Genomic DNA, 19980 nt, shown 5'->3' with positions numbered 1-19980 from the left:
TCCGGGGCGATCGGCGACAAGTCACAAATCCCAGACCCGCTCGCCGTCGAGGAAGCACGAGACGACGCCGTCCTCGCTGATCTTGAGGACCGGCCCGAAGCGGCTGGCGACGAGGGCGGCGGTGGTCCGGGCGCCCTCGGCGGTGGCGCGGGCGGGCCCCCGAGCGTCGTCGCCGGAGGGTGAGAGGTCGTGGCGGAGGATCGCGCCGAAGGCGATCAGCCGCCCTTCGCCGTCGACCGCCAGCGCGCCGTCGAGCGACGCCAGGGCCTCGACGACCGAGGGGTCCATCGCCGGCAGGCTGCGGCCCGCGGCCAGGTAGTGGATCGACCGCTTGGACGGCGACTCGCCCCGGCCGGGCCCGTGGAAGGCGGGGATCGCGTACGAAACCGCGTCATCGACGGCGTCCGGCGCGGCGTCGGCCAGGCGCAGGGTCGGGCCGTTCGGCTCGGGGACCTCGTCGCCGTCGTCCCGCTCGAAATCGAGGACGTCCTCGGGGGCGATCAGCCGGCCGATCACCTTCGACGGCTCGGGGACGACGACCAGCAGCCCCCCCTTGCGGTCCTCCGCCAGTTCCAGGGCGGTCTGGAAGAGGACGCGGGCCAGCCGAGGGTCGTCGAGCGCGTCGCGCCAGAGGGCGAATTTCGAGGCCGGGTCGAGCACCCGCCAACGGCCGTGGGCGAAGACGAAGGTCTGCATCCCCCCGGCGAACACCTTGATCTCCTGGTGCGGGCTGAGCACGAGGCAGACGTGGCCGCCCTCCCTCGTGGCGCGGGCGTGGGCCTGGTAGAGCCGGGCGCAGGGGATCTCCAGGCCGGGATCCTCGTCGGTCGAGCGGCCGTCGCGGTCGACCCAGCGGCGGACGTCGATCACGTCGGCCAGCCGGCCGTCGCGGTCGACCAGGAACAGCGTTCGGCGGCCGTCGCAGAGGCGCTGCAGGCTCTTCAGGCTGGTCAGCTCCACGCCGAACGAGAGCGCCCCCGGCGGCGAGCCCGGCGCGGCCTCGTCGTCCCTCGGCCCGAGGACCAGGGCCCCGGTGGTGACGCGACGGTTCTCGTAGGTGGACAGGGCCATCGTGCGGAGCGTCAGGATCGCCTCGGCCACCCGGCTCGGGGCCGAGTTCCCGGCGGCGTAGGCCGACGGCTCCAGGAACGCGGCGACGTAGTGGTCCTCGGGCATCCCTCGCAGGAGCTGGAGGATCGACATCCGCGAGCGCCGGAACAGGATCTGGTAGTTGAGGTCCAGCACCGAGCCCATCGCCCGGATCAGCCGGAGGTCCTCCTCGCCCAGCCCCACCGGCCCCTCGGCGACGATCCGATACCACGAGCCGAAGAGGGCGACGGCGACCCCTCGGGGGCCTTCGGCCATGCGGAAATCCATCCCGCCCCCGGGCCGGCTCCGCGTGCGGGTGAGCCCGGGGCGCGACGGACTTTCGGGCTCGATCGGCTCGACCCGGCAGCCGGGGAAGAACGATTCGAGGTCGCGGAAGAACACTCCGACGAACACCCGGACGAACGCCCGAGGGTCGCGCAGGGCCCCGAAGCGGCGATCCTCGGGCCCGCCTGGGGGCGGCGCCGAGGGGTGGATCGAGAGTGACATCGCCGGCTCCTCCTTGAGCGTCCTCGAAGCGCGTCGCCCCTCTTCAGGCGGGCCCGGCATCCTATCCCGACGCCCGAGGACGGGGAAGCCCGATCCCCGATTCGCCGCTCAACCAGCGGCGGCCCTCATCCCGGGCGACCGCAACCCCAGGGAGACCGCCGCGCGGAGGGGCCGGGGCCCGGGCCGGGCCGTCGTGAGCCCGCGGGAAGTGACCCGCCGCGAGCCGGTCGTCGGCGGCCCCGGGTAGACGTCGCCGTCCGGGCCCGAGCCCGCCACGCCCACGGCTTGCGCCGCGTCGACGAGCCCCCCCGTCGTCGTGATCCCCGCCAGGCTGGGGAGCGGCCGGACGGTCGCCTTGACGTGCTCGACGATCCGCGAAGCCGACCAGTCCGGGTGGAGCCCGGCCACGAGCGAGACCACCCCGGTGACGAACGGGACCGCCATCGACGTGCCCGAGAGGGTCGCGTACCGCGACCGCGAGGAGTAAGTGCTGTAGATCCCCACCCCGGGGGCGGCGACGTCGACCGTCCTCGCGCCGTAGTTCGCGAAATCGGCCAGGTTCCCGGACGCGTCGATCGCCGTCACGACCAGCACGTTGGGGAGGTCGAAGGCGGCGGGGTAGACCGGGCGGGCGTCGGTGTCGGCCGCCTCGTTGCCGGCGGCCGTGACGATCACCACCCCCCGGGCGTCGGCGTAGGCGACGGCGTCGTAAAGGGCCTGGCTGTAGACGTCGGTCGCCCAGCTCGCGTTGACCACCCGCGCGCCGTTGTCGGCGGCGAACACCAGGGCCGCCGCCGCGGCCTCCGGCGTGCCACCGCCCCGGGCGTCGAGCACCTTCAGGATCATCAGCCGCGCGGCGCGGTCGACGCCGACGATCCCCTGGCCGTCATTCGCGGAGGCCCCGATCACCCCGGCGACGTGGGTGCCGTGGCCGTAGTCGTCCTGGACGTCGCTCGTGTTCGCCACGAAGTTCCAGCCGTGGGCCGCTCGACCCCGTCGCGAGGCGGCTGGATTCACCCAGAGCCTCCCCTTGAACTCGGGGTTCTTCAGGTCGACCCCCGAGTCCAGGACCGCGACGATCGTCGAGGCCGAGCCGGTCGTCGCCCGCCAGGCCTCGGGGGCGTTGACGTCGACGTCGGCCCGATTGTTCAGGCCCCACTGCTGGCCGAACTGGGGGTCGGTGGGGTAGCTCGGCGCGACCCGGGGCAGGGGGGCGACGACCGTGCTGAGGACGAGCCGTTCGTCGAGCCGCTCCAGGACGGGGCGGGCCTCGCGCCGGACGCGCCGGGCGGCTGGGCGACACTTCATGTTCGCGATGTCTCGTCAGAGGGTGTTCATCGATCCGTCGATCGCGCCGAGTTTAGCGATCTCGCGGGGCCTTTGCCAGGAATATGCCGGCAAAGTGCATGCGTGACGGCGCGTAGGGGACCGTAGGGCCCGGCGAGGCGTTCAGGCGTCGGAGATGTGGCGGCGGGTCATCGTCGGCGGGAGGAGGCGCGCGACGATCCGCTCTCGGACGCGCCGCCGGCGACGACGGCGTCGCCCCTGGGGGCGCGGCGGCGGGCCAGGGCGGAGGAGACGAGGTTCCAGGTCTCGCCGTCGCTGACGAGGGTGATCGTCCCCCACTCGTCGGTGCGGACGAGCGGGATCTGGGTCCTTCGGAGCAGATCGAGGGTCTCGGAGTGGGGATGGCCGTAGCTATTCCCCTTGCCGAGGCTGACGACGGCCATCTCGGGGCGGACGAGGTCGAGCAGGGCCGCGTCGGTGCCGTTGTGGCTGCCGTGGTGGGCCAGCTTGAGGACCGAACAGTCGCGCATCAGCTCGGGGCAGTTGGCCGCCCACCATTGCCGCGAGGGGGGCTCGCTGTCGCCCGTCGTGAGCATCGAGAAGCCGCCGTACTGGATGCGGATCCCGATGGAGTTGTCGTTCTCCTCCTTGGGGTCCTCCGGGGGTTGGGGCAGGACCGTGAGCGTGACCGATCCCAGCTCGATGCGCCGGGGCTTGGCGGTGGGGACGACGGCGGTGGTGTTCTCGGACTTCACCGTCTGAAGAAGCTTCAGGTAGCTCTTGGACGTGTGCGAGGAGTTGGTGGCGAGGAAGTACTTGGGGCGGAATTCCCGGATCACCGCCTCCATGCCGCCGTGGTGGTCGAGGTGGTGGTGGGTCACGACGACCAGGTCGATCGACTCGATCCCCTTGCGCCGGAGGGCCTGGACGGCGCCGTCGCGGGTGGGCCCGGCGTCGATCAGGGCGGTCTTCCCCTCGGGCGATCGGACCAGGATCGCGTCCCCCTGGCCGACGTCGAGCAGGTCCACGGTCAGGGTCTGGGCGGACCGGGAACGGCCGCCGGACCACTGCGCGTCGGCCGGCGCGGCGAGGCCCAGGGCCGCGACCGCGAGGCCGACGAGGGTCAGGAAGCGTCGCCGCAGGAGGTCGGTCACAGCGAGATGTCCCCCCCCGGGTCGGTCGCCTTGAGTTCGTCCTGGACCTTCTTGGTGTCGGCGGCGAGCTTCCGGGTCGCCTCGTCGTCGCGGCGGAAGGTGACGGTCAGGACGTCGCCGGGGGCGACGCCCGCGGGGAGCCAGGCGCGCGGGACGTCGAGCGACGCGCCGTCCTCGGAGGCGAGGACGGCGATCGACGAGTCGGGACCTTCGAAACGGTCGACCGAGAGCTGGAGGGGCACGGGGGGGCCTCCGTCGGGCGGACGGGAAAGTCAGCGGATGATGATCGGACCCTCGGCCAACCGGGCAGGCAGGTCGGGCCCCCGGCGTGCGGGGGCGGCCGCGGGCGCGGGTCCGACGACGTCGTCGCGAGGGGGCTGGTCGGGCCGCCGGGCGGCGTCGCCGGTGCGGCGCGAGGCCAGGACGATCCGATTGCGCGAGGGGTCGGTCCCGGGACGGACGCGGCCTTCGGGCTCCAGGGCGAATTCGCCCGAGCCGAGCGGGAAGGAGTCGACGTCGCGCCGGGCCATGCGGAACGACTGGGCCGAGAAGAGGCCGGCCCTGCGGCCCCAGACCTCGACCAGGAACCGGTCGCCGCGCCGCCATTCGATCTCGAACGGCCGGTTCGACCAGTGGGCCGACAGCTCGTCGCGGCCGACGACGGCGAAGTTCTCGCCGAACGTCCGGCTCTCCCAGACCACCGACTCGGCCCCTTCGGCGTCGATCCGGCGGACCTGTGCCTGGATGTCGACCGTGCGGCCCGGCGTGAACGACTTGGGGTCGAGCTGGACCGCGTCGATCCTCACCTGATACACGCCCGGGCGGCTCGACGACTCGGTCAGGGCCCCGGCGACGGCCGACTTGAACGAGTCCTTGAGGCTGGCGGCCTCGCCGTCGGCGCCGGCCTCGCCCAGGAACAGCGCGATGATCGGCTGGAGCTGGGGGTAGTCCTTGCAGAGCCAGCCGCCGACGCCGGCGCCCCCGCCGGTGGCGACCATCACGGCGAAGTAGAGAATCCGGCGGATCAGCTGCGACCGATCGGTCGGCGTCGGCCGCCTCTTCCTTGATTTGCTCACGAGCGTGGAGCCCCCGTCCCTGGCTGCGAAATCACGCCGCGCAATCCTCGCGCGACGGAGCGGCCGTCCCTTGGTAAAATCGACAATCGTCCCCCCCGCGCCGGCGTGAAATGGCGATCCGACCGCGGGGGGCGCTGCGGAATTGCGGACGAACGACGTTCTTTTAGCAGGCCCCGGCGGGGGGTCAAGGCGAGTTGGAGCCGGCGGCTGCGGGCCGCACGTCCGTCGCGGCCGGTGCGGCCGGAGCAACCGGCTCGGCCCGCGGTTCGGCGGGGGGACTTCGCCCTTTCGCGACGGCCTTGGAACGGGTCGTGCTCTATGATCACGGCGGCTGCGTCGGCCCGCACCGGCCCTCGGTCCAACATGAGGCGTCTCCATGAGCTGGTCCTACCGCCCTCCCGTATCGGCCGTCGCGGCCCTGGCCTTGCTCGCCCTGCCGATCGTGTTCGACGGACTGGACCGCCTGCGCGACCGCCTGGCCGCGCTCGGCTCGGTGTCGCGCAGGCCCGACCGGGCGGACCTCCGCTACGGCCCGTTCGATCGCAACGTGCTGGACCTCTGGCTGCCGCCGACGCCGGAGGTGGGGCCCCCGAGGCCCGCGCCGGTCGTGGTCTTCTTCCACGGCGGCGGCTTCCTGGGGGGGGACAAGTCGAGCGTGCCGGCCTGGATGATCCGGCGGTGTCGGGAGCGGGGGATCGCCGTCGCCTCGGCCAATTACCGGCTCTCGCGGCAGTCACCCTATCCCGGGCCGATGCGCGACGGCACCCGGGCCGTGCAGTATCTGCGCGAGCACGCGGCGGAGCTGGGGCTGGACGGCGATCGGATCGCCGGGTCGGGGAATTCGGCGGGGGCGGGGATCGTCCTCTGGCTGGCCTTCCACGCCGACCTGGCCGACCCCTCGGACCCCGACCCGGTCGGGCGGCGGTCCTCGCGGCTGGCCTGCACGGCCGTCATCGGGGCGCAGACCTCCTACGACCCCCGGTTCATCCGGGAGCGGATCGGCGGCCGGGCCCACGAGCACGTCGCGATCCGGCCGTTCTACGGGCTCGGCGCGGGGGCGGACCTCGACGAGCCCATGCTCGCGCCGCTCTTCGAGGACGCCTCGCCGTTGACCCACGCGGGCCGCGACGCGCCGGCTTCGTTCCTGGCCTATTCCGAGCCGAAAGGCCCGCTCCCCGCCGACTCGCCGCCGGGCAAGGGGATCCACCACCCGAACTTCGGCGTCGCCCTCAAGGAGCGGCTCGACCCCCTGGGGATCGAGTGCGTCCTGGTGCACGACGACGACTATCGAGATCGGCCCGACCCCGAGGATGGCATGCCGCGCGAGCTGGTCGCGTTCCTGGCCCGCCACCTGGGTCGGTGACGGCCAATCCTCGGGGCCGGGCGGGTTGGGTCAAGGCGGGGTCGTCAGTCCTCGTCGGTGGGCTCCTCCAGGATCCGGTCGAGGAGCCGCGACGGGCAGTCGCGGCTGAACCTCATGTGCACGAACCACCATCCCCGCTCGGACTGGGCGCGGCTGGCCACCGCCCAGCCCTCGACGACCACCCCTTGCGAGCCGGTCAGGACCAGGCGGAGGGGGGCGTCCGGGGGGGGCAGCTCGCGGACGAGCAGGCCGGCGCCCCCTCGGCTCAGGTTCACCACCCGGGCGTCCATGGTCGTCTCGACCATCCGAGACGACCACTCCAGGGTCGCTTCCGGCGATCGAACCTCGCCCCGGGGCCAGGAACGGCGATCGAGGACGGGGGCGTTGAGCTGGGGCGAGTCTCCTCGCAGGTGTTGGCGCACATGTCTCATTTTCGGCGGCTCGTCGGGTGGACGGGTCGTGACCCGGTGCTTCGCGTCGCAACAAGCAGCCGAGCACGTCCTCGGCTTCCTAGAAAAGCCTAGGCCGGGCTTTCCTGGTCGTCCCGAAGATCGCCCAGTTTCTCGGACCCTCGCCGGTCCGCGTCGTTTCAGGCCGACATGGGGGGCGCTTCCGCCAGATTGGACAGGGGGCGGCCCTGTTCGAGGTGGGTGAAGCTTTCGACGACCGTCTGCGCGATGTTGCCGATGGCCTCGCGGGTGAAGAAGGCCTGATGGCCGGTGATGAGCACGTTGGGGAAGGTCAGCAGGCGGGCGAGGACGTCGTCCTCGATGACGCGGCTGGAGAAGTCCTCGAAGAAGTAGTCCTCCTCCTCCTCGTAGACGTCCAGGCCGAGGGAGCCGATCCGGCCCGACTTGAGGGCGTCGACGACCGCACCGGTGTCGATCACGCCGCCCCGGCTGGTGTTGATGAGCATCGCGCCCGGCTTCATCCGGGCGAGCGTCTCGGCGTTGATCAGCCGGTGGGTCTGGGGCGTCAGCGGGCAGTGCAGGCTGACGACGTCCGAGGCGGCCAGCAGCTCGTCCAGCCCCACGTACCGCGCGCCGATCGCCGTGCAGGCCGGGTTGACATAAGCGTCGTGGGCCAGGATCTCGCAGCCGAAGCCGCGGAGGATCCCGGCGGTGAGCGAGCCGATCTTGCCCGTGCCGACCACGCCGACCGTCTTGCCGAACAGGTCGAACCCCATCAGGCCGTCGAGCGAGAAGTTCCCCTCGCGGACGCGGTTGTAGGCCCGGTGGATGTTGCGGTTCAGGGCCAGGATCAGGCCGACGGCGTACTCGGCGACCGCGTGGGGCGAATACGCGGGGACCCGGGCCACGGCGACGCCCAGCTCGCGGGCCGCGTGCAGGTCGACCTGGTTGACCCCCGCGCAGCGGCAGGCGAGCAGGCCCGTCCCGCCGTCCTTGAGGGTGCGGAGGGTGGCGGCGTCGGCCTCGTCGTTGACGAAGATGCAGACCCCGGGGAAGCCCCGGGCCAGGCCGGCCGTGTCGCGGGTCAGCCTGGCCTCGAAGTAGTGGAACTGGTGGCCGGTCCCCTCGGCCGCGGCGTCGAGGGACCTCCGGTCGTAGGGCTTGGTGCTGAACACGGCGACGCGCATGGCGACGGCTCCGATCGGCCGGGACGAGACGAAATGGGGTGGGACGGGCGCGGTTCGGGGCTCAGGGCTCGCGGGCCGGCGCGGCGCCCACGAGCCTGAGCATGCTCTCGATGTCGACGGGCTTGACGAGGTGGCTGGAGCAGCCGGCGTCGCGCGAGCGCTTCCGGGCGGACTCATCGGCGTAGCCGGAGAGGGAGATCAGGAGCGGCGGCGGGGCCTCGCGCCGGAGCGTCTCGGCGAGCTGGTAGCCGTCCATCCCGGGCATGCCGATGTCGAGCAGGACGACGTCGGGGCGGAAGCGGCGGTCGGCCTGGAGGGCGTCGAAGCCGTTGTAGACCGCCTCCGCCTGATGGCCCTCGACGGAGAGGACCATCACGGCGAGGTCGGCCGCGTCGCGGTTGTCGTCCACGATGAGCACGCGGGTCGGTCGCACGAAGCCCTCCTGCTCGGACGTTTCAAGCCCCCGCGGCGCCTCCCGCGGGGACGGCGAGCCGCTCTCGCAGGTCGTCGAACGTCGACGGCGCGTCGCGGTCGAACACGAACTGGGCCGGGAGCCCCACGATCCGGCTGGCCCCCAGCTCGAACAGGGCGCGCTGGCAGGCCGTCAGCTTCTTGGCCGCGACCAGCGCCGTGACCCGCCAGCCGGGGAGGCCGCGATCGTCCCAGACCTCGCCCCGGGCGATGTGCTGCGCCCCCTGGCCGCGCAGGTACTCGGCCACCGCCGAGGCCGTCTCCGGCCCCGGCGCGGCGGGCGAGCCGACCACCTCCAGGTGGAGCAGCCCCTCGGACCGCCGCACGCCGTCCATCGCGTCCAGCAGGAGCGCCAGCGGCCCCGTCTTCCCTTCGGCGACCAAGGCCGCGAGGCTCGGCGCGTGGCCGATCAGGCACGACGCCGAGTCCAGGACGATCCCCCCGGCCAGCTCCCGCAGCCGGTTGTCCTTGAGCGTCACGCCGGAGCTGGTCAGGTCGACGATCACGTCGGCGATGCCCAGGCTCGGGTGCAGCTCCAGCGCGCCGTCGGAATCGATCAACTGGTAGTAATACACGCCCCACTTGCGGAAGTACTGGCGCACCAGCGCGGGGTACTTGGTCGAGACCCGGAACGTCCGGCCCGACGCCTTGAACTCGGCCGTAAGGTCGACCAGGTCCATGACGTGGCCGACGTCCACCCAGCTCTCCGGCACGGCGACCACGAGCCGGCAGCCGCCGTAGCCCAGGTCGGGGACGACCACCGCCGCCTCCTGCGCCTCGAACGCCTGCTCGGCGTAGACGTCCATCCCGGTGACGCCCAGGTGGCAACGCCCCTCCTGCACCTGCAGGACGATGTCGGTCGGCCGCATGAAGACGACGTGGAACCGGGGCTGGCCCGAGATCGTCGCCTCGTACTGGCGGTCGCTGGCGCGCCGGACCTTGTAGCCGGCCGTCTTCAGGATGTCGATGATCCCCTCGTAGAGGTGCCCCTTCGAGGGGATCGCCAGGCGGATGGGGTCGATCAGGTTCTCGGTCATCGGGCGTCCCCCCGGACCACCGAAAGGCGGCCACGGATCTGGTCGATCAGCTCGCCCCCGTCGACGGGGCGGACGTCGCCGTGGTCCAGGTCCCACAGCTCCACGTCCGGGCCGGCGGCGACGATGCGGTTCAGGCCGAGGCCCCGGGCGTAGCCCACGGCGTCGGAAAGCGGCAGGTCCGCGACGACGACCGGGAGGTCGAGCCGGTCGCGGAGGAACGCGGCGAGGCTGGCGGCCTCGCGGCCGAGCCCCCCGTCGCGACCGCCGGTCACCAGGAAGCCCTGGGGGGATTTCGCCCTCGCCCCGCCGTCGCCCGATCGGCCGATCGCCTGGTCGAGCCGCTCCAGGCCGAAGGCGAAGCCGGCCCCGCGGTCGTCGCGGTCGCCGTCGCCGCCCAGCACCCGGGCCAGGCCGTCGTACCGGCCGCCGCCGCAGACCGCGACGGGCCCGTCGGGCGTGTCCACGGCCAGCTCGAAGATCATCTGGGTGTAGAAGCCGATCCCCCGGCCGAAGCCCAGGTCCAGCTCGACCCGGCCCAGGTCGACGCCGTGGTGTTCCAGCATGTCGGCCAGCTCGCGGATCGCGGCGGTCGACTCGGGGGCCAGCTCCGCGAAGCGGTCGTCGAGCCGGGCGAGGACCCCGGCGGCGGGGCCCCGGAGCCCGGCCAGGTCGCGGACCAGCTCGCGGACCTTGCCGAGCGCGTCGTGCAGCGAGTGCTCCAGCGACCACTTGCGCCGCAACCGGCCGACGATCTCGCCGGCCGATCGGCGGCCGGCCACGTCGGGGACGAGGTGGCGGAAGAGGCGGTCGACGGCCGGCTCGGGGGCCGTCGCCGGGGTCGCGAAGGCCGCCTCGGCCTCCTCGGCCGTCCCGCTCGATCCCAGCCAGGTCGTCAGCCGGTCCAGGGCCGTTTCCAGGGAGTTGACCCCCTTGCCCTCGCTGGCGGCCTCGCTCAGCGACTCGACCAAGGCGGCGGTCGCCGCGGACGGCAGCCCGGCGCGGCCCAGCAGCTCCAGGATCAGGCCGACGTGGCCCACGCGGATCCTCGGCTCGCGGACGCCCAGCGCCCGCAGCGACCAGTCGGCCAGCCAGATGATCTCGGCGTCGGCCGCCGGGCCCCCCGCGCCGATCAGCTCGACGCCCGTCTGCACGAACTCGCGGTCGAGCCCCTTGCCCGTCGACTGGAACCGGAAGACCGGGCCCGAGACGCTCGCTCGCCAGGGCAGGGGGGGCGGCTCGTCGGATTCGACGTAGGCCCGCACGACCCCGGCGGTCAGCTCGGGACGCAGGCAGATGCCGGCCGTCCCGGCGCCCGAGACCTCGAACAGCTTGCCCACGATCCCCGCCCCGCTCTTCCGCTCATGCAGGTCGGACAGCTCCAGGACCGGCGTCCGCGCCGGCCGGTAGCCCGCGCGGGCGAAGCGGTCGAGCAGCGTCCGCTCGTAGCCGAGCAGCCGCGCGTAGTCGAGCCCGAGCCAGTCGCGGGTGCCGCGGACCTGGCCGACGTGGCTCTCGGTGGCGACGGCCTCGTCGGCCCTCCTCGGTCGAGGCCCGCTCATGAGGGGAGCCTCCCGTTGTCCAGCAGCTCCAGCGCCCCGTGGACGGAGTCCTCCAGGACCGACCAGGCGAGGCCCTTGTCCTCGTGACGGGTCTCCAGCGAGCGGAGGTTGAAGGACTCGGCGGCGGCCTCGTCGGGGCCGACGATCACCGCCAGTTTGTGGCCGTGCTTGGAGCCGTAGCCCATCTGCTTGCCGACCTGGATCGGCTCCGGATAGATCTCGCAGCCGATCCCGACCTTGCGGAGCCTCGCCGCCAGGCGGACGGCGATGGCCGGGTCGACGCCCGGGAAGTTGGCGAACAGCACCGGTGCGGTCGACGTCGCCGCCTTGAGCGCCCCGGCCTCTTCCAGCAGGGCCAGGAGGCGGTCGAGCCCGATCGAGGCGCCGACGCCGGGGAGGCGACGGCTGGTGTAGAGGCTCGCCAGGTCGTCGTAGCGTCCGCCCGACGCGATGCTGCCGAAACGCTCCCAGCCGTCCACGGTCGTCTCGAAGACGATCCCGGTGTAGTAGTCCAGCCCGCGCGCCAGGCCGAGGTCGATCGCCACCCGTCCCGGGGGCACCTCGCCGGCTTCCAGGAAGTGGAGGACCTGCCGCAGGTCGGCGATCCCCTGAGCGGCCCTGGGGTTCGAGCCCAGGCTCGCCTCGGCGGCGTCGAGGACGGCGGGGCCGCCCCGGCCGGCCTCGGCGAAGTCCAGGATCCGCGCGGCCTGGTCGGGCGAGAGCCCCGCGCCCCCCTCCTCGGCGGGGCGGGCCAGCTCGGCCGTCACGCCGTCGCGGCCGATCTTGGCGAGCTTGTCCAGCGACCGCAGGACGAGGCCGGACTTGCCGGAAAGCTCCAGCGTCTCCAGCACGCCGTCGAGGATCTTGCGGTTGTTGAGCGTGATCGTGAACGGGGGCACGTCGGCGGCGGCGAGCGCCGCGTGGATGATCTGCGCGGTCTCGGCGTCGGCCAGGCGGCTGTCGGTGCCGATCGTGTCGAAGTCGCACTGGACGAACTCGCGGAACCGGCCCTTGGCCGGCCGCTCGCCCCGGAAGACCGAGCCGATGGCGTAGCGCTTGAACGGCACGCCGACCTCGTCCATGTGCTTCGCGACGAACCGGGCCAGGGGGACGGTCAGGTCGAACCGCAGGGCCAGCTCGCCGGGCGTCCCCCCCTTGTTCGTGACCTCGAAGATCTGCCGCAGCACCTCGTCGGAGCCGGCCCCCTTGCCGGTCAGGACCTCCATCCGCTCGATGTGCGGCGTCTCGATCGGCACGAAGCCGAACGACGAGAAGGTCTCGCGGAAGGTCTGGAGCATCCGCTCGCGGGGGATCATGACGGCGGGGAGCAGGTCTCTCAGCCCGCTGGCCACCCGGGGGTCGATCATCGGCTTCTGGCCCTATCGCGGCCCCTCGACGCCGGCCCATCGGCCGGAGTCGGACCGCACTCAACGAGTTGCGACGAGGTATCAGCGCATTGGCGCGGATCCAGCCTAGCAGAACGACGCCCGTCCCGGCAATCGCGACGGCCGGTCCAAGGCCCCGACCGGGCCCGATTCAGGCGGTGGGCGCGACTCCCGCCATGACGGCCAGGAGCCTGGCGAACTCGACGGGCTTGACCAGATGGTGATCGAACCCGGACGCAAGGGCGCGGGCGCGGTTCTGCTCCTCGCCGTATCCCGTCACGGCGACGATCAGGCTCTCCCGGGTCGCCGCGTCCTGCCGTAAGCGGCTGGCGACCTCGTAACCGTCCATGCCGGGGAGGCCGATGTCGAGGATGACGACCTCGGGGGGCCGCTCGCGGGCCGAGGCCAGGGCGTCGGGGCCGTCGTGGGCCACCCGGACGCGATGGCCGGTGAGTTGCAGGAGCCTGGCCATACCCAGGGCCGCGTCCTTGTTGTCGTCCACGACGAGGATCTCCGCGCCCCGGATCGCGGGCCTCTCGGGCTTCGCGGCCGATCCCGACGGGCGGGCTGGCTGGGCCGAGGGCGCGGGGAGGCGGAGGGTGAATTCGCTCCCCTTGTCGAGGCCGTCGCTGGCGGCGGAGACGCCGCCGCCGTGCAGCCCGGCGAGCGACCGGACGAGCGACAGCCCGATCCCCAGCCCCCCCTCCGACCGCGCGAGCGAGCGGTCGGCCTGGGTGAACATGTCGAACATCCGGGGGAGCAGCTCGGGCGCGATGCCGACCCCGTCGTCCCGCACGCGGCAGACGAACTCGCCCCCTTCGATCCCCGCGACCAGGTCGATGCGGCCCCCCGGGGGCGTGTATTTCGCGGCGTTCGCCAGCAGGTTGACGAGCATCTGCTCCAGCCGGGTCGCGTCGGCCTCGACCCAGAGTCGGGTGGACGCGAGGGAGATCCGCAGGTCGTGGCGCCGGGCCTCGATCAGCGGCTTCACGGTTTCCGCGGCGTGCTCGATGACGGGCCCGGCGTCGATCAGCTCCTTGCGGAGCCGGATCTTGCCCTGGCTGATGCGGGAGACGTCCAGCAGGTCGTCGATCAGGTGGGAGAAGTTCTTGAGCTGCCGGGCGGTGACGTCCCGGCTCCATTCCAGGTCGGCCGTCGCGCCCGACCGGGCGGCGAGCGTGACCGCGTTCTGGATCGCGGCCAGCGGGTTCCGCAGCTCGTGACTGAGCACCGCGAGGAAGCGGTCCCGGGCCTCCACGCCCGCCTTCAACTCCTCGGCCAGCGACTTCTCGGACTCCGCGAGCTCGTGCTGCTGGATCGAGGAGATGACGAGCGCCTCGTTCACCGCGCTGGCCTGGCGGCGGAAGAGGGCGATCTCCGTCGCGTCCGTCACCTGGATCAGGGCCACCGCCGGCAGGTCGTCCTCGCCGACGAGCTCCCAGACGGAGTAGGACCAGAAGACGGGCCGAGGTCGATCTCGCGTGTTGTGTTCCTGCTCCGCCAGAATCTCGGGCTGGCCGCTGAGTCGGACGCGGTCGAGCAGGGCGAGGCACCCGTTCTCCGCCCCCTCCGGGACCGCCTCGGCGAAGGGGCGGCCGACGAGGTTCTCCCTCTCCTCGCCCACCAGGCGGGCGAAGGCCGGGTTGACGTACCTGACGACGTGATCCGCCCCCTCGACGACGACGATGGGATGGGGCGAATTTTCGGAAAGATGTCGGCAGTAGCGATCGATCGACGGGTGACCGCCGCCCACGTCCATTTCGAAATCCGTGCTCATGGCTCGCTCCTACTCGGGTTGTTCCGGATCGCCCCGGGGACCGCCCGCGTCCAGGCTCGGGTCCGGGGTGGAGATGGGTTCGGGGAGGCCGGAGATCAGGCCGCGGTAACCCAGGAGTCGATTCCCGATGCGGAGGCCTTCGGAGGAGATCTCGTATTCGCGGATGTCCTTGCTGTGCTCGCCCCCGCGCATCTTGACGACCATGATCAGCTTGCGGAGCTGGGCGTCGACCTCGGCGTAGCGGAGCCGGATGATGTCGTCGCTCAGGAACGAGATCGAGTACGGGCTCAGGGCCAGCTCGGTGAAGCGCTCCACCAGCTCGACCGTGCTCACCACCGTGACGCCGGTGCGCGTCAGGGCGCCGATCATCCGGTAGAGCGACTCGCGGAAATCGGTGCGGAAGCCGGGGGCCAGGGCCAGCTCGAAGCCGGCGAGCGAGTCGATGACCACCCGAGTCGCGCCGGTCCGCTCCACCGCGTCGACGATCTCGCGCATCGTCTCGTCGACCGAGAGGTCGAGGGGCCGCAGGTAGAGCAGGTCGAGCCGGCCCTCGCGGCGGGGCGTGTCGAGATCCAGGCCGAGCTTGGCGGCGCGTTCGCAGTACTCCTCGGGGCGTTCTTCGAAGATGGCCATGATCGCCGACTCGCCCCCGCGGAGCCCTTCGACCACGAACTGGGTCGCGATCACCGACTTGCCGGCCCCCGACGGCCCGGCGATCAGCAGGCTGTCCCCCTCCGGGACCCCGCCCCCCATCATCGCGTCCAGCTCGGGGACGCCGAGCGAGAGCCGCCGCCGCACGGCCTCCCTCTCCACCCGCCCGCTCAGCCCGAAGGTGCGGGGGAAGGCCTGGATGCCCTGCGCGGTGATGCGGAAGGTGTGGAGCCCCGGCACCGACGCCTGGCCGCGCAGCTTCATGACCTGCAGCTTCCGCACGATCGAGTTCCGCTCGGTCTGCTGGTACATCCAGAACAGCCCGTCGGCGACCGTGAAGACGGGGTTGTCGCGGACCTCCCCCTCCGAGTACTCGCCGATGAGGAACGTGGTCGCCTGCCAGCTCGTCAGGTGGAGGGCCAGCCTCTGGATGAAGGCCTGCAGGTCCGCCTCGCCGGTGGCGCCCGCCACCTTCCTCACGACCGTCCGGAAGGAATCCACCACCACGAAGCCGGGGCTGACCGCCTCGACTTCCTTGACGATCGCAGCGAGGACCGCGTCCAGGTCCTCCTCCAGCACCACCTCGCTGAGGTTGATGAACCGGATGGCGTCGTTCAGCTTCTCCGGGTCGAAGAAGCCGAACTGCTGCTGGTAGCGGAGCATCTTGATCGCCGGCTCGCCCAGCACGGTGAAATAGAGCGCGGGCCGCTCCGGCGAGGAGTTCGCGAACACCATCTGATGGGCGAGGGTGGTCTTCCCGCTCCCCGGCGAGCCGGCGATGATGTTGAACGAGTACTCGGGCAGGCCCCCCCCCAGGATGTCGTCCAGGCCCGGCACCCCGGTCGGCAACTTCCGGATCGTCACCCTGTCGTCCGCGCTCATGATGCAACCTCGTCTTCCCTACCCGGTCGATCCAGGGGCACGTCGGGCCACGCCTCGGCCACGATCGGGAACGTCAACCGATCTCCGATGAAGACCGCCAGCAATCCGATCAGGTGGGCCAGCAGGACCGCCCCGGCCTCGACGCCCAGGGCCGGCTCGCCGCCGTCGATCGATTCGAGCGACCCGAGAGCCCCGACGCGGATCGATGCCAGCGCGGGGGCCTCGGCCTTCGCCATCGCCAGGGCCCGGGACAGCAGCGAGCGGAACCCGTCCGCCCCCACGAGCTTCACGAGCGGCCTCCGCAACTTCTCGCAAGCCCGCGCCGCCCCGACCATCCCGCCGGGCGGCTCGCGCGACGACTCGATGGCGACCAATCGCCGCGCGAGCTTCAGGAGATCGGGATCGGATTGGTACATGGACATTAGGGCTCGGATGCGATCAGGGTCCAGGTCGGCGCCGCGCACGCTCGGTCGAGGCGGGTCGCGGCTCGCTCCCGCTCGACTCTGTCGGACCGCCTCGGCTCGGCCGCGTTCCAGCCTTCAGGTCGCGTTGGCCACTCGTGGCCGCGCGCTTCACTCGTCGAACGGCGCGGCTTCGGTTGAGAGTCCTGGATTCTCAGGATTCCATCATATCATTGTTCGCCGAGTCGAGGACAAACAAAGTCGATAAGCCGCGGGGCGGCCGACGTTTTATGGCGAGCCCTCACGGCGAGGCGCGGCCGGCGGGCGAGCAGGTCGGCCAGGGACCGGGCCCGCCCAGCCGCTCGGCGAGCTTGCGAGGCCACTCCCAAAGCTCGGGGCGAGAGCCGACGATCCGGACGTCGATCGGGTGGAGCAGGGCGACGGCCTGCGGCATGTCCAGCACGCGATCCAGGTTCAGGAACGCCGGGCCGTCGCGGACGGTCGCCGGCGGGTCGACGAGGACGACCTTCGCAACGCCCCCTTCGAAGTAGGTCGCCCACAAGGCCAGGGCGGCGGAATCGCCCCGGCCGGCGACCGTCACGGGGGGGCCGTCCGGGCGCGACAGGCCCCGGATGGCGTGCCGGACCTCCAGCACGCGAAGGCTATCGATCGTCTGGCCGAGCAGCGCGAAGCGACGGCGGATCGTCGTCTCCTTCGCCTTCGGCCAGGCCGTCCGGCCGACGCCCCGAGGCGCCACGAACGCCCGCCAGACGCCCGCTTCGGCCGCGGCCTTGAGGGCGGCGAACTCGGCGTGCGTCGACGGATCGGCCGCCTCGTCCTCGAAGGCGTCGAACAGCGGCCCGTAGACTTCCCACTCCTCCGGCCCCAGGACGGTCAGCTCGATGCCGACGGCGGGCTTCTCGCGGCCCGGGTCGTGGAACACCCAGAGGCGGTTCGTCAGGTCCGGGAAGTCCTGAGGCGCGAGGTCGTAGGCCGTCACGGCCAGGCCGTGCTTCGCGATCTCGGTCGCGGTCTGATTGCGGCGCGGCGGGTAAGGCGCGTGGACCGCCAGCGGACGCGAGTCGTCCGACGCCGCCCCGGCGAAGCTCTTGAGGGCCAGCTCGCGCCGCCAGGCGCCCTTGAGGAGGTCCCACTCGCCGGCGTCGGCCGGCACCCGCCGCCAGGCCGCCCGGCGGACGAACGATTCCTGCACCGTGTCGTTCTCGTTGGCCGGCAGCGGCTTCCCGGGGTCGAGCACCTTCAGCTCCGCGTTCGGTACGGCGCGATCCGGCTCCCGGATCGCGGCGAGGGGCTGGGCGGCGTCCCCCTTGAGGTGCTTCTCGAACCAGGCGAAGGCGGGGTGGCGGATCTCGGCGGTGTCCTCGTGGCCCCCCTTGCCGACGACGAGGTCGAGGGCCTCGCGGGCCCCGTACCAGCCGTAGGCCGTTTCGAGCTGGGCGAAGATCCGCCGCACGCCCGCCTCGGGGAAGATCGGGTCGACGTCGGTGTTCTCGACCAGCAGGCCCTTGGGCGCGACGAGCGCCGCGAGCATCGGATAGTCCCACTGGTAGGTGTTCAGGAAGTACATGCAGTCGCAATGGCCGTCGATCACGCCGTTCGGATGGGCGACCTTCGGGTTGCCGGCGACCAGGTGGTCGTGCAGGTCGGTGATGCCGGCGACCGGGACGACGACCTTGAGCCGGTCGTCGACCGCGCCCAGGTACCACGACATCGCCCCGCCGCCGGAACGCCCGGTGACCCCCAGGCGGTCGGGGTCGACCTCGGGACGGGAGACGAGGTAGTCGATCGCCCGGATCCCGTTCCAGACCTCGACGCCGGCGGGGGTGTAGCCGCGCGAGGACCACCACCACATCCCCTCGCGGTAGGTGCCGTGGTGGAGGCCGGGGACCTCGCCGAGCTGGAGCGTGTCGAGCACCAGGCAGACGTAGCCGTTGGCGGCGAACCAGGCGGCGTGGTGCTGGTAATGGGCCTTGTTGCCGTAGATCACGCCGTCCTGCTCCACCTTCGCGTGGCCGCAGACGTACAGCACGGCCGGCAGCGGCTTCTCGACGACCTTCGGCCGGTAGAGGTTCCCCGTGACGTAGAGGGTGGGCGACGACTGGAAGACGATCCGCTCGACGACGAAGTCGGGACGCTCGACGACGCCCCGGATCTCGGCCTTCACGTCCGTCCGCGCGGGGAGCGGGTCGAGGCCGAGCATCTCGCGAAGCTCGCGCTGGAACTCGGGCCGGCGCGCCTTCCATTCCTCGGCCGACGTCACGCCGAGCAGCGGGCGCTGGGCGAGACGGCCGGCCTCGGCGACGAGGTACGCCTTGATCGGCGGCGGGATCGGCTCGTCGGCGGACAGGGCCCGGGTCGATCCGGCCGCGAGGATCGCGGCGAGCAGGATCGTCGTTCGGAGGCGGTTCGTCATGGCGCGGAACTCCCGAGAGGTCAGGGACGGCGCTTCCAGGCTTCGAAGGCGGGGTCGGCCGCGCCGGCGGTCGCCATCTCGGCGATCGCGCGGCCGACGAGGATGGAGAACTTGAACCCGTGGCCGCTGCAAGGGCTGGCGACGATCACGTCGCGGCGCGCCGGGTGGAAGTCGACGAGGAACCGCTCCTCGGGCGCGACGGTGTACATGCAGGTCTCGGTCGCCGCGACCTCGGCCTCGGCCAGCGGCGGGACGTGCCTCGCCAGGAAGGCCCGGAGCCGTCCGACGTAGTCGTCGGCGATCGTCGAGTCCTGGAGGTCGGGGTCGACGTCGGGCCCGCCGTGCCGCCCGACCTTCACGCCCGGCCCGAGGAATTCCGGCATGCCGTAGAAGGCCTCGTCCTCCCCGCCCCCCATGTGGATGAAGGTCGGGAACCGGCCGACCTGGAACGGCGCGGGGTTCGGCGCGCGGAAGTACAGGACCTGCTGGCGCGTGGGGCGGAGCGTCGGGGCCAGTTCCGGGAGCAGGCGGCCGGTCCACGGTCCGGCCGCGAGGATCAGCCGATCGGCCTCGATCGTCAGGCCGTCGGCGACCAGGGTCGGCCGCTCGCCGTCGAGGTCGATGCGGCGGATCGGCGTCTCGATCAGGATGCGGGTGTCGGGACCGCGACGGGCCAGCTCGATCATCGCCTCCTGGGCCTTCGCCGCGGCGAGCATCCCGGCGTCGGGCTCGAAGACGGCCTCGTAGTCCGCCGGCAGCGAGAAGGCCGGCTGCGCGGCGTTCCATTCGTCGCCGGTCATCCGACGATGCGGCACGTCCAGCCCGGCGAGGTTGGCCGCGACCCGATCGGCGTAGCCCACCCCCGGCGGGTTGAACGAGACGCCCCCGGTGCGGACGTAGAAACTCCGCCCGGCGTCGGCCTCCAGCTCCCGCCAGGCGCGGAAGGCCGAGGGCATGAGCCGGGCGTAGTCGGGATCGGCGTACGAGTGCCGGGTGATCCGCGCCGCGCCGTGCGAGCTTCCCCGGGAGTGCCCGAGGCCGAACTGCTCGACCAGGACGACCGGCTCTCCCCGGCTCGCCAGATGATAGGCGACCGCGGAGCCGACCGCCCCCGCCCCCACGACGACGTTCCTGGCGGCGAGATGCTCCATCCGGCGAGACTCGACGAGCCTGAAAGGGCGGGAGACGCGACGCCACGCCAGCCTACATCACCCGTCGAGCGGTTCAAAGGGGGCGGGGTCGCCGGGTGCGACCGAGGCGCGGCGTCCCGGTCGGAGCGATCGAAAAAGTCCACCCCGGCGACTCCAGGC

17 protein-coding genes are annotated in these 19980 nt (G+C 72.2%); 1 reads left to right on the top strand and 16 read right to left on the bottom strand.

Annotated features, from left to right (window positions below; genetic code table 11):
• Positions 1-21: 21 nt before the first annotated feature.
• The 5 genes from G6O68_RS21635 to G6O68_RS21615 form a co-directional block, all read right to left on the bottom strand.
• Complete coding sequence (locus tag G6O68_RS21635; RefSeq protein WP_240911427.1) at positions 22-1596, bottom strand: hypothetical protein; 1575 nt, start codon at positions 1594-1596, stop codon at positions 22-24.
• A 108-nt stretch (positions 1597-1704) separates the two neighbouring features.
• Positions 1705-2904, bottom strand: a complete 1200-nt coding sequence (locus tag G6O68_RS21630; protein WP_165250731.1) for a S8 family peptidase — start codon at positions 2902-2904, stop codon at positions 1705-1707.
• Positions 2905-3071: 167 nt separating this feature from the next.
• Entirely contained in the window at positions 3072-4037 is a 966-nt protein-coding gene (locus G6O68_RS21625; RefSeq protein WP_240911426.1) for a ComEC/Rec2 family competence protein, read from the bottom strand.
• Positions 4034-4279, bottom strand: a complete 246-nt coding sequence (locus G6O68_RS21620; protein WP_165250730.1) for a DUF3006 domain-containing protein — start codon at positions 4277-4279, stop codon at positions 4034-4036. Before G6O68_RS21620 ends, G6O68_RS21625 begins: the two co-directional genes overlap by 4 nt.
• 30 nt (positions 4280-4309) lie before the next feature.
• Positions 4310-5113 (bottom strand): hypothetical protein, encoded by an 804-nt coding sequence (locus G6O68_RS21615; RefSeq protein ID WP_165250729.1) that lies wholly within the window; start codon positions 5111-5113, stop codon positions 4310-4312.
• 376 nt (positions 5114-5489) lie between these two features.
• Between G6O68_RS21615 and G6O68_RS21610 the strand changes: the two genes are divergently transcribed.
• Positions 5490-6476 carry an alpha/beta hydrolase gene (locus G6O68_RS21610; protein ID WP_165250728.1) on the top strand — a complete coding sequence of 329 codons (987 nt, stop codon included), beginning with the start codon at positions 5490-5492 and terminating at the stop codon, positions 6474-6476.
• A gap of 44 nt (positions 6477-6520) precedes the next feature.
• Here G6O68_RS21610 and G6O68_RS21605 read toward each other — a convergent pair whose 3' ends face one another.
• The 11 genes from G6O68_RS21605 to solA all read right to left on the bottom strand — a co-directional run bounded on the left by G6O68_RS21605 (position 6521) and on the right by solA (position 19821).
• Positions 6521-6907 carry a PilZ domain-containing protein gene (locus tag G6O68_RS21605; protein ID WP_165250727.1) on the bottom strand — a complete coding sequence of 129 codons (387 nt, stop codon included), beginning with the start codon at positions 6905-6907 and terminating at the stop codon, positions 6521-6523.
• A 158-nt stretch (positions 6908-7065) separates the two neighbouring features.
• Positions 7066-8073 carry a 2-hydroxyacid dehydrogenase gene (locus G6O68_RS21600; protein ID WP_165250726.1) on the bottom strand — a complete coding sequence of 336 codons (1008 nt, stop codon included), beginning with the start codon at positions 8071-8073 and terminating at the stop codon, positions 7066-7068.
• Positions 8074-8134: 61 nt separating this feature from the next.
• Positions 8135-8506, bottom strand: a complete 372-nt coding sequence (locus tag G6O68_RS21595) for a response regulator (RefSeq protein ID WP_165250725.1) — start codon at positions 8504-8506, stop codon at positions 8135-8137.
• A 22-nt stretch (positions 8507-8528) separates the two neighbouring features.
• Positions 8529-9581 (bottom strand): ATP phosphoribosyltransferase, encoded by a 1053-nt coding sequence (gene hisG / locus G6O68_RS21590; RefSeq protein ID WP_165250724.1) that lies wholly within the window; start codon positions 9579-9581, stop codon positions 8529-8531.
• Complete coding sequence (locus tag G6O68_RS21585; RefSeq protein ID WP_165250723.1) at positions 9578-11140, bottom strand: ATP phosphoribosyltransferase regulatory subunit; 1563 nt, start codon at positions 11138-11140, stop codon at positions 9578-9580. The genes hisG and G6O68_RS21585 overlap by 4 nt, the downstream gene beginning before the upstream one ends.
• Positions 11137-12507, bottom strand: a complete 1371-nt coding sequence (gene hisS / locus G6O68_RS21580; RefSeq protein WP_165250722.1) for a histidine--tRNA ligase — start codon at positions 12505-12507, stop codon at positions 11137-11139. The genes G6O68_RS21585 and hisS overlap by 4 nt, the downstream gene beginning before the upstream one ends.
• A gap of 169 nt (positions 12508-12676) precedes the next feature.
• A complete protein-coding gene (locus tag G6O68_RS21575) occupies positions 12677-14302 on the bottom strand; it encodes a hybrid sensor histidine kinase/response regulator (RefSeq protein ID WP_165250721.1) in 1626 nt (541 codons plus the stop codon).
• A 9-nt stretch (positions 14303-14311) separates the two neighbouring features.
• Complete coding sequence (locus G6O68_RS21570; protein ID WP_165250720.1) at positions 14312-15835, bottom strand: ATPase domain-containing protein; 1524 nt, start codon at positions 15833-15835, stop codon at positions 14312-14314.
• Complete coding sequence (locus G6O68_RS21565) at positions 15832-16251, bottom strand: hypothetical protein (protein WP_165250719.1); 420 nt, start codon at positions 16249-16251, stop codon at positions 15832-15834. The genes G6O68_RS21570 and G6O68_RS21565 overlap by 4 nt, the downstream gene beginning before the upstream one ends.
• A 286-nt stretch (positions 16252-16537) precedes the next feature.
• Entirely contained in the window at positions 16538-18670 is a 2133-nt protein-coding gene (locus G6O68_RS21560) for an alpha/beta hydrolase (protein ID WP_165250718.1), read from the bottom strand.
• A 20-nt stretch (positions 18671-18690) separates the two neighbouring features.
• On the bottom strand, positions 18691-19821 hold the full coding sequence (gene solA, locus G6O68_RS21555) for an N-methyl-L-tryptophan oxidase (protein ID WP_165250717.1): 1131 nt from the start codon (positions 19819-19821) through the stop codon (positions 18691-18693).
• Positions 19822-19980: the final 159 nt, after the last annotated feature.

The organism is Paludisphaera soli (assembly GCF_011064595.1).
GTDB lineage: Bacteria > Planctomycetota > Planctomycetia > Isosphaerales > Isosphaeraceae > Paludisphaera > Paludisphaera soli.
The sequence above is the reverse complement of the archived record's forward strand: the minus strand, read 5'-3'. Positions and strand labels throughout refer to the sequence as shown.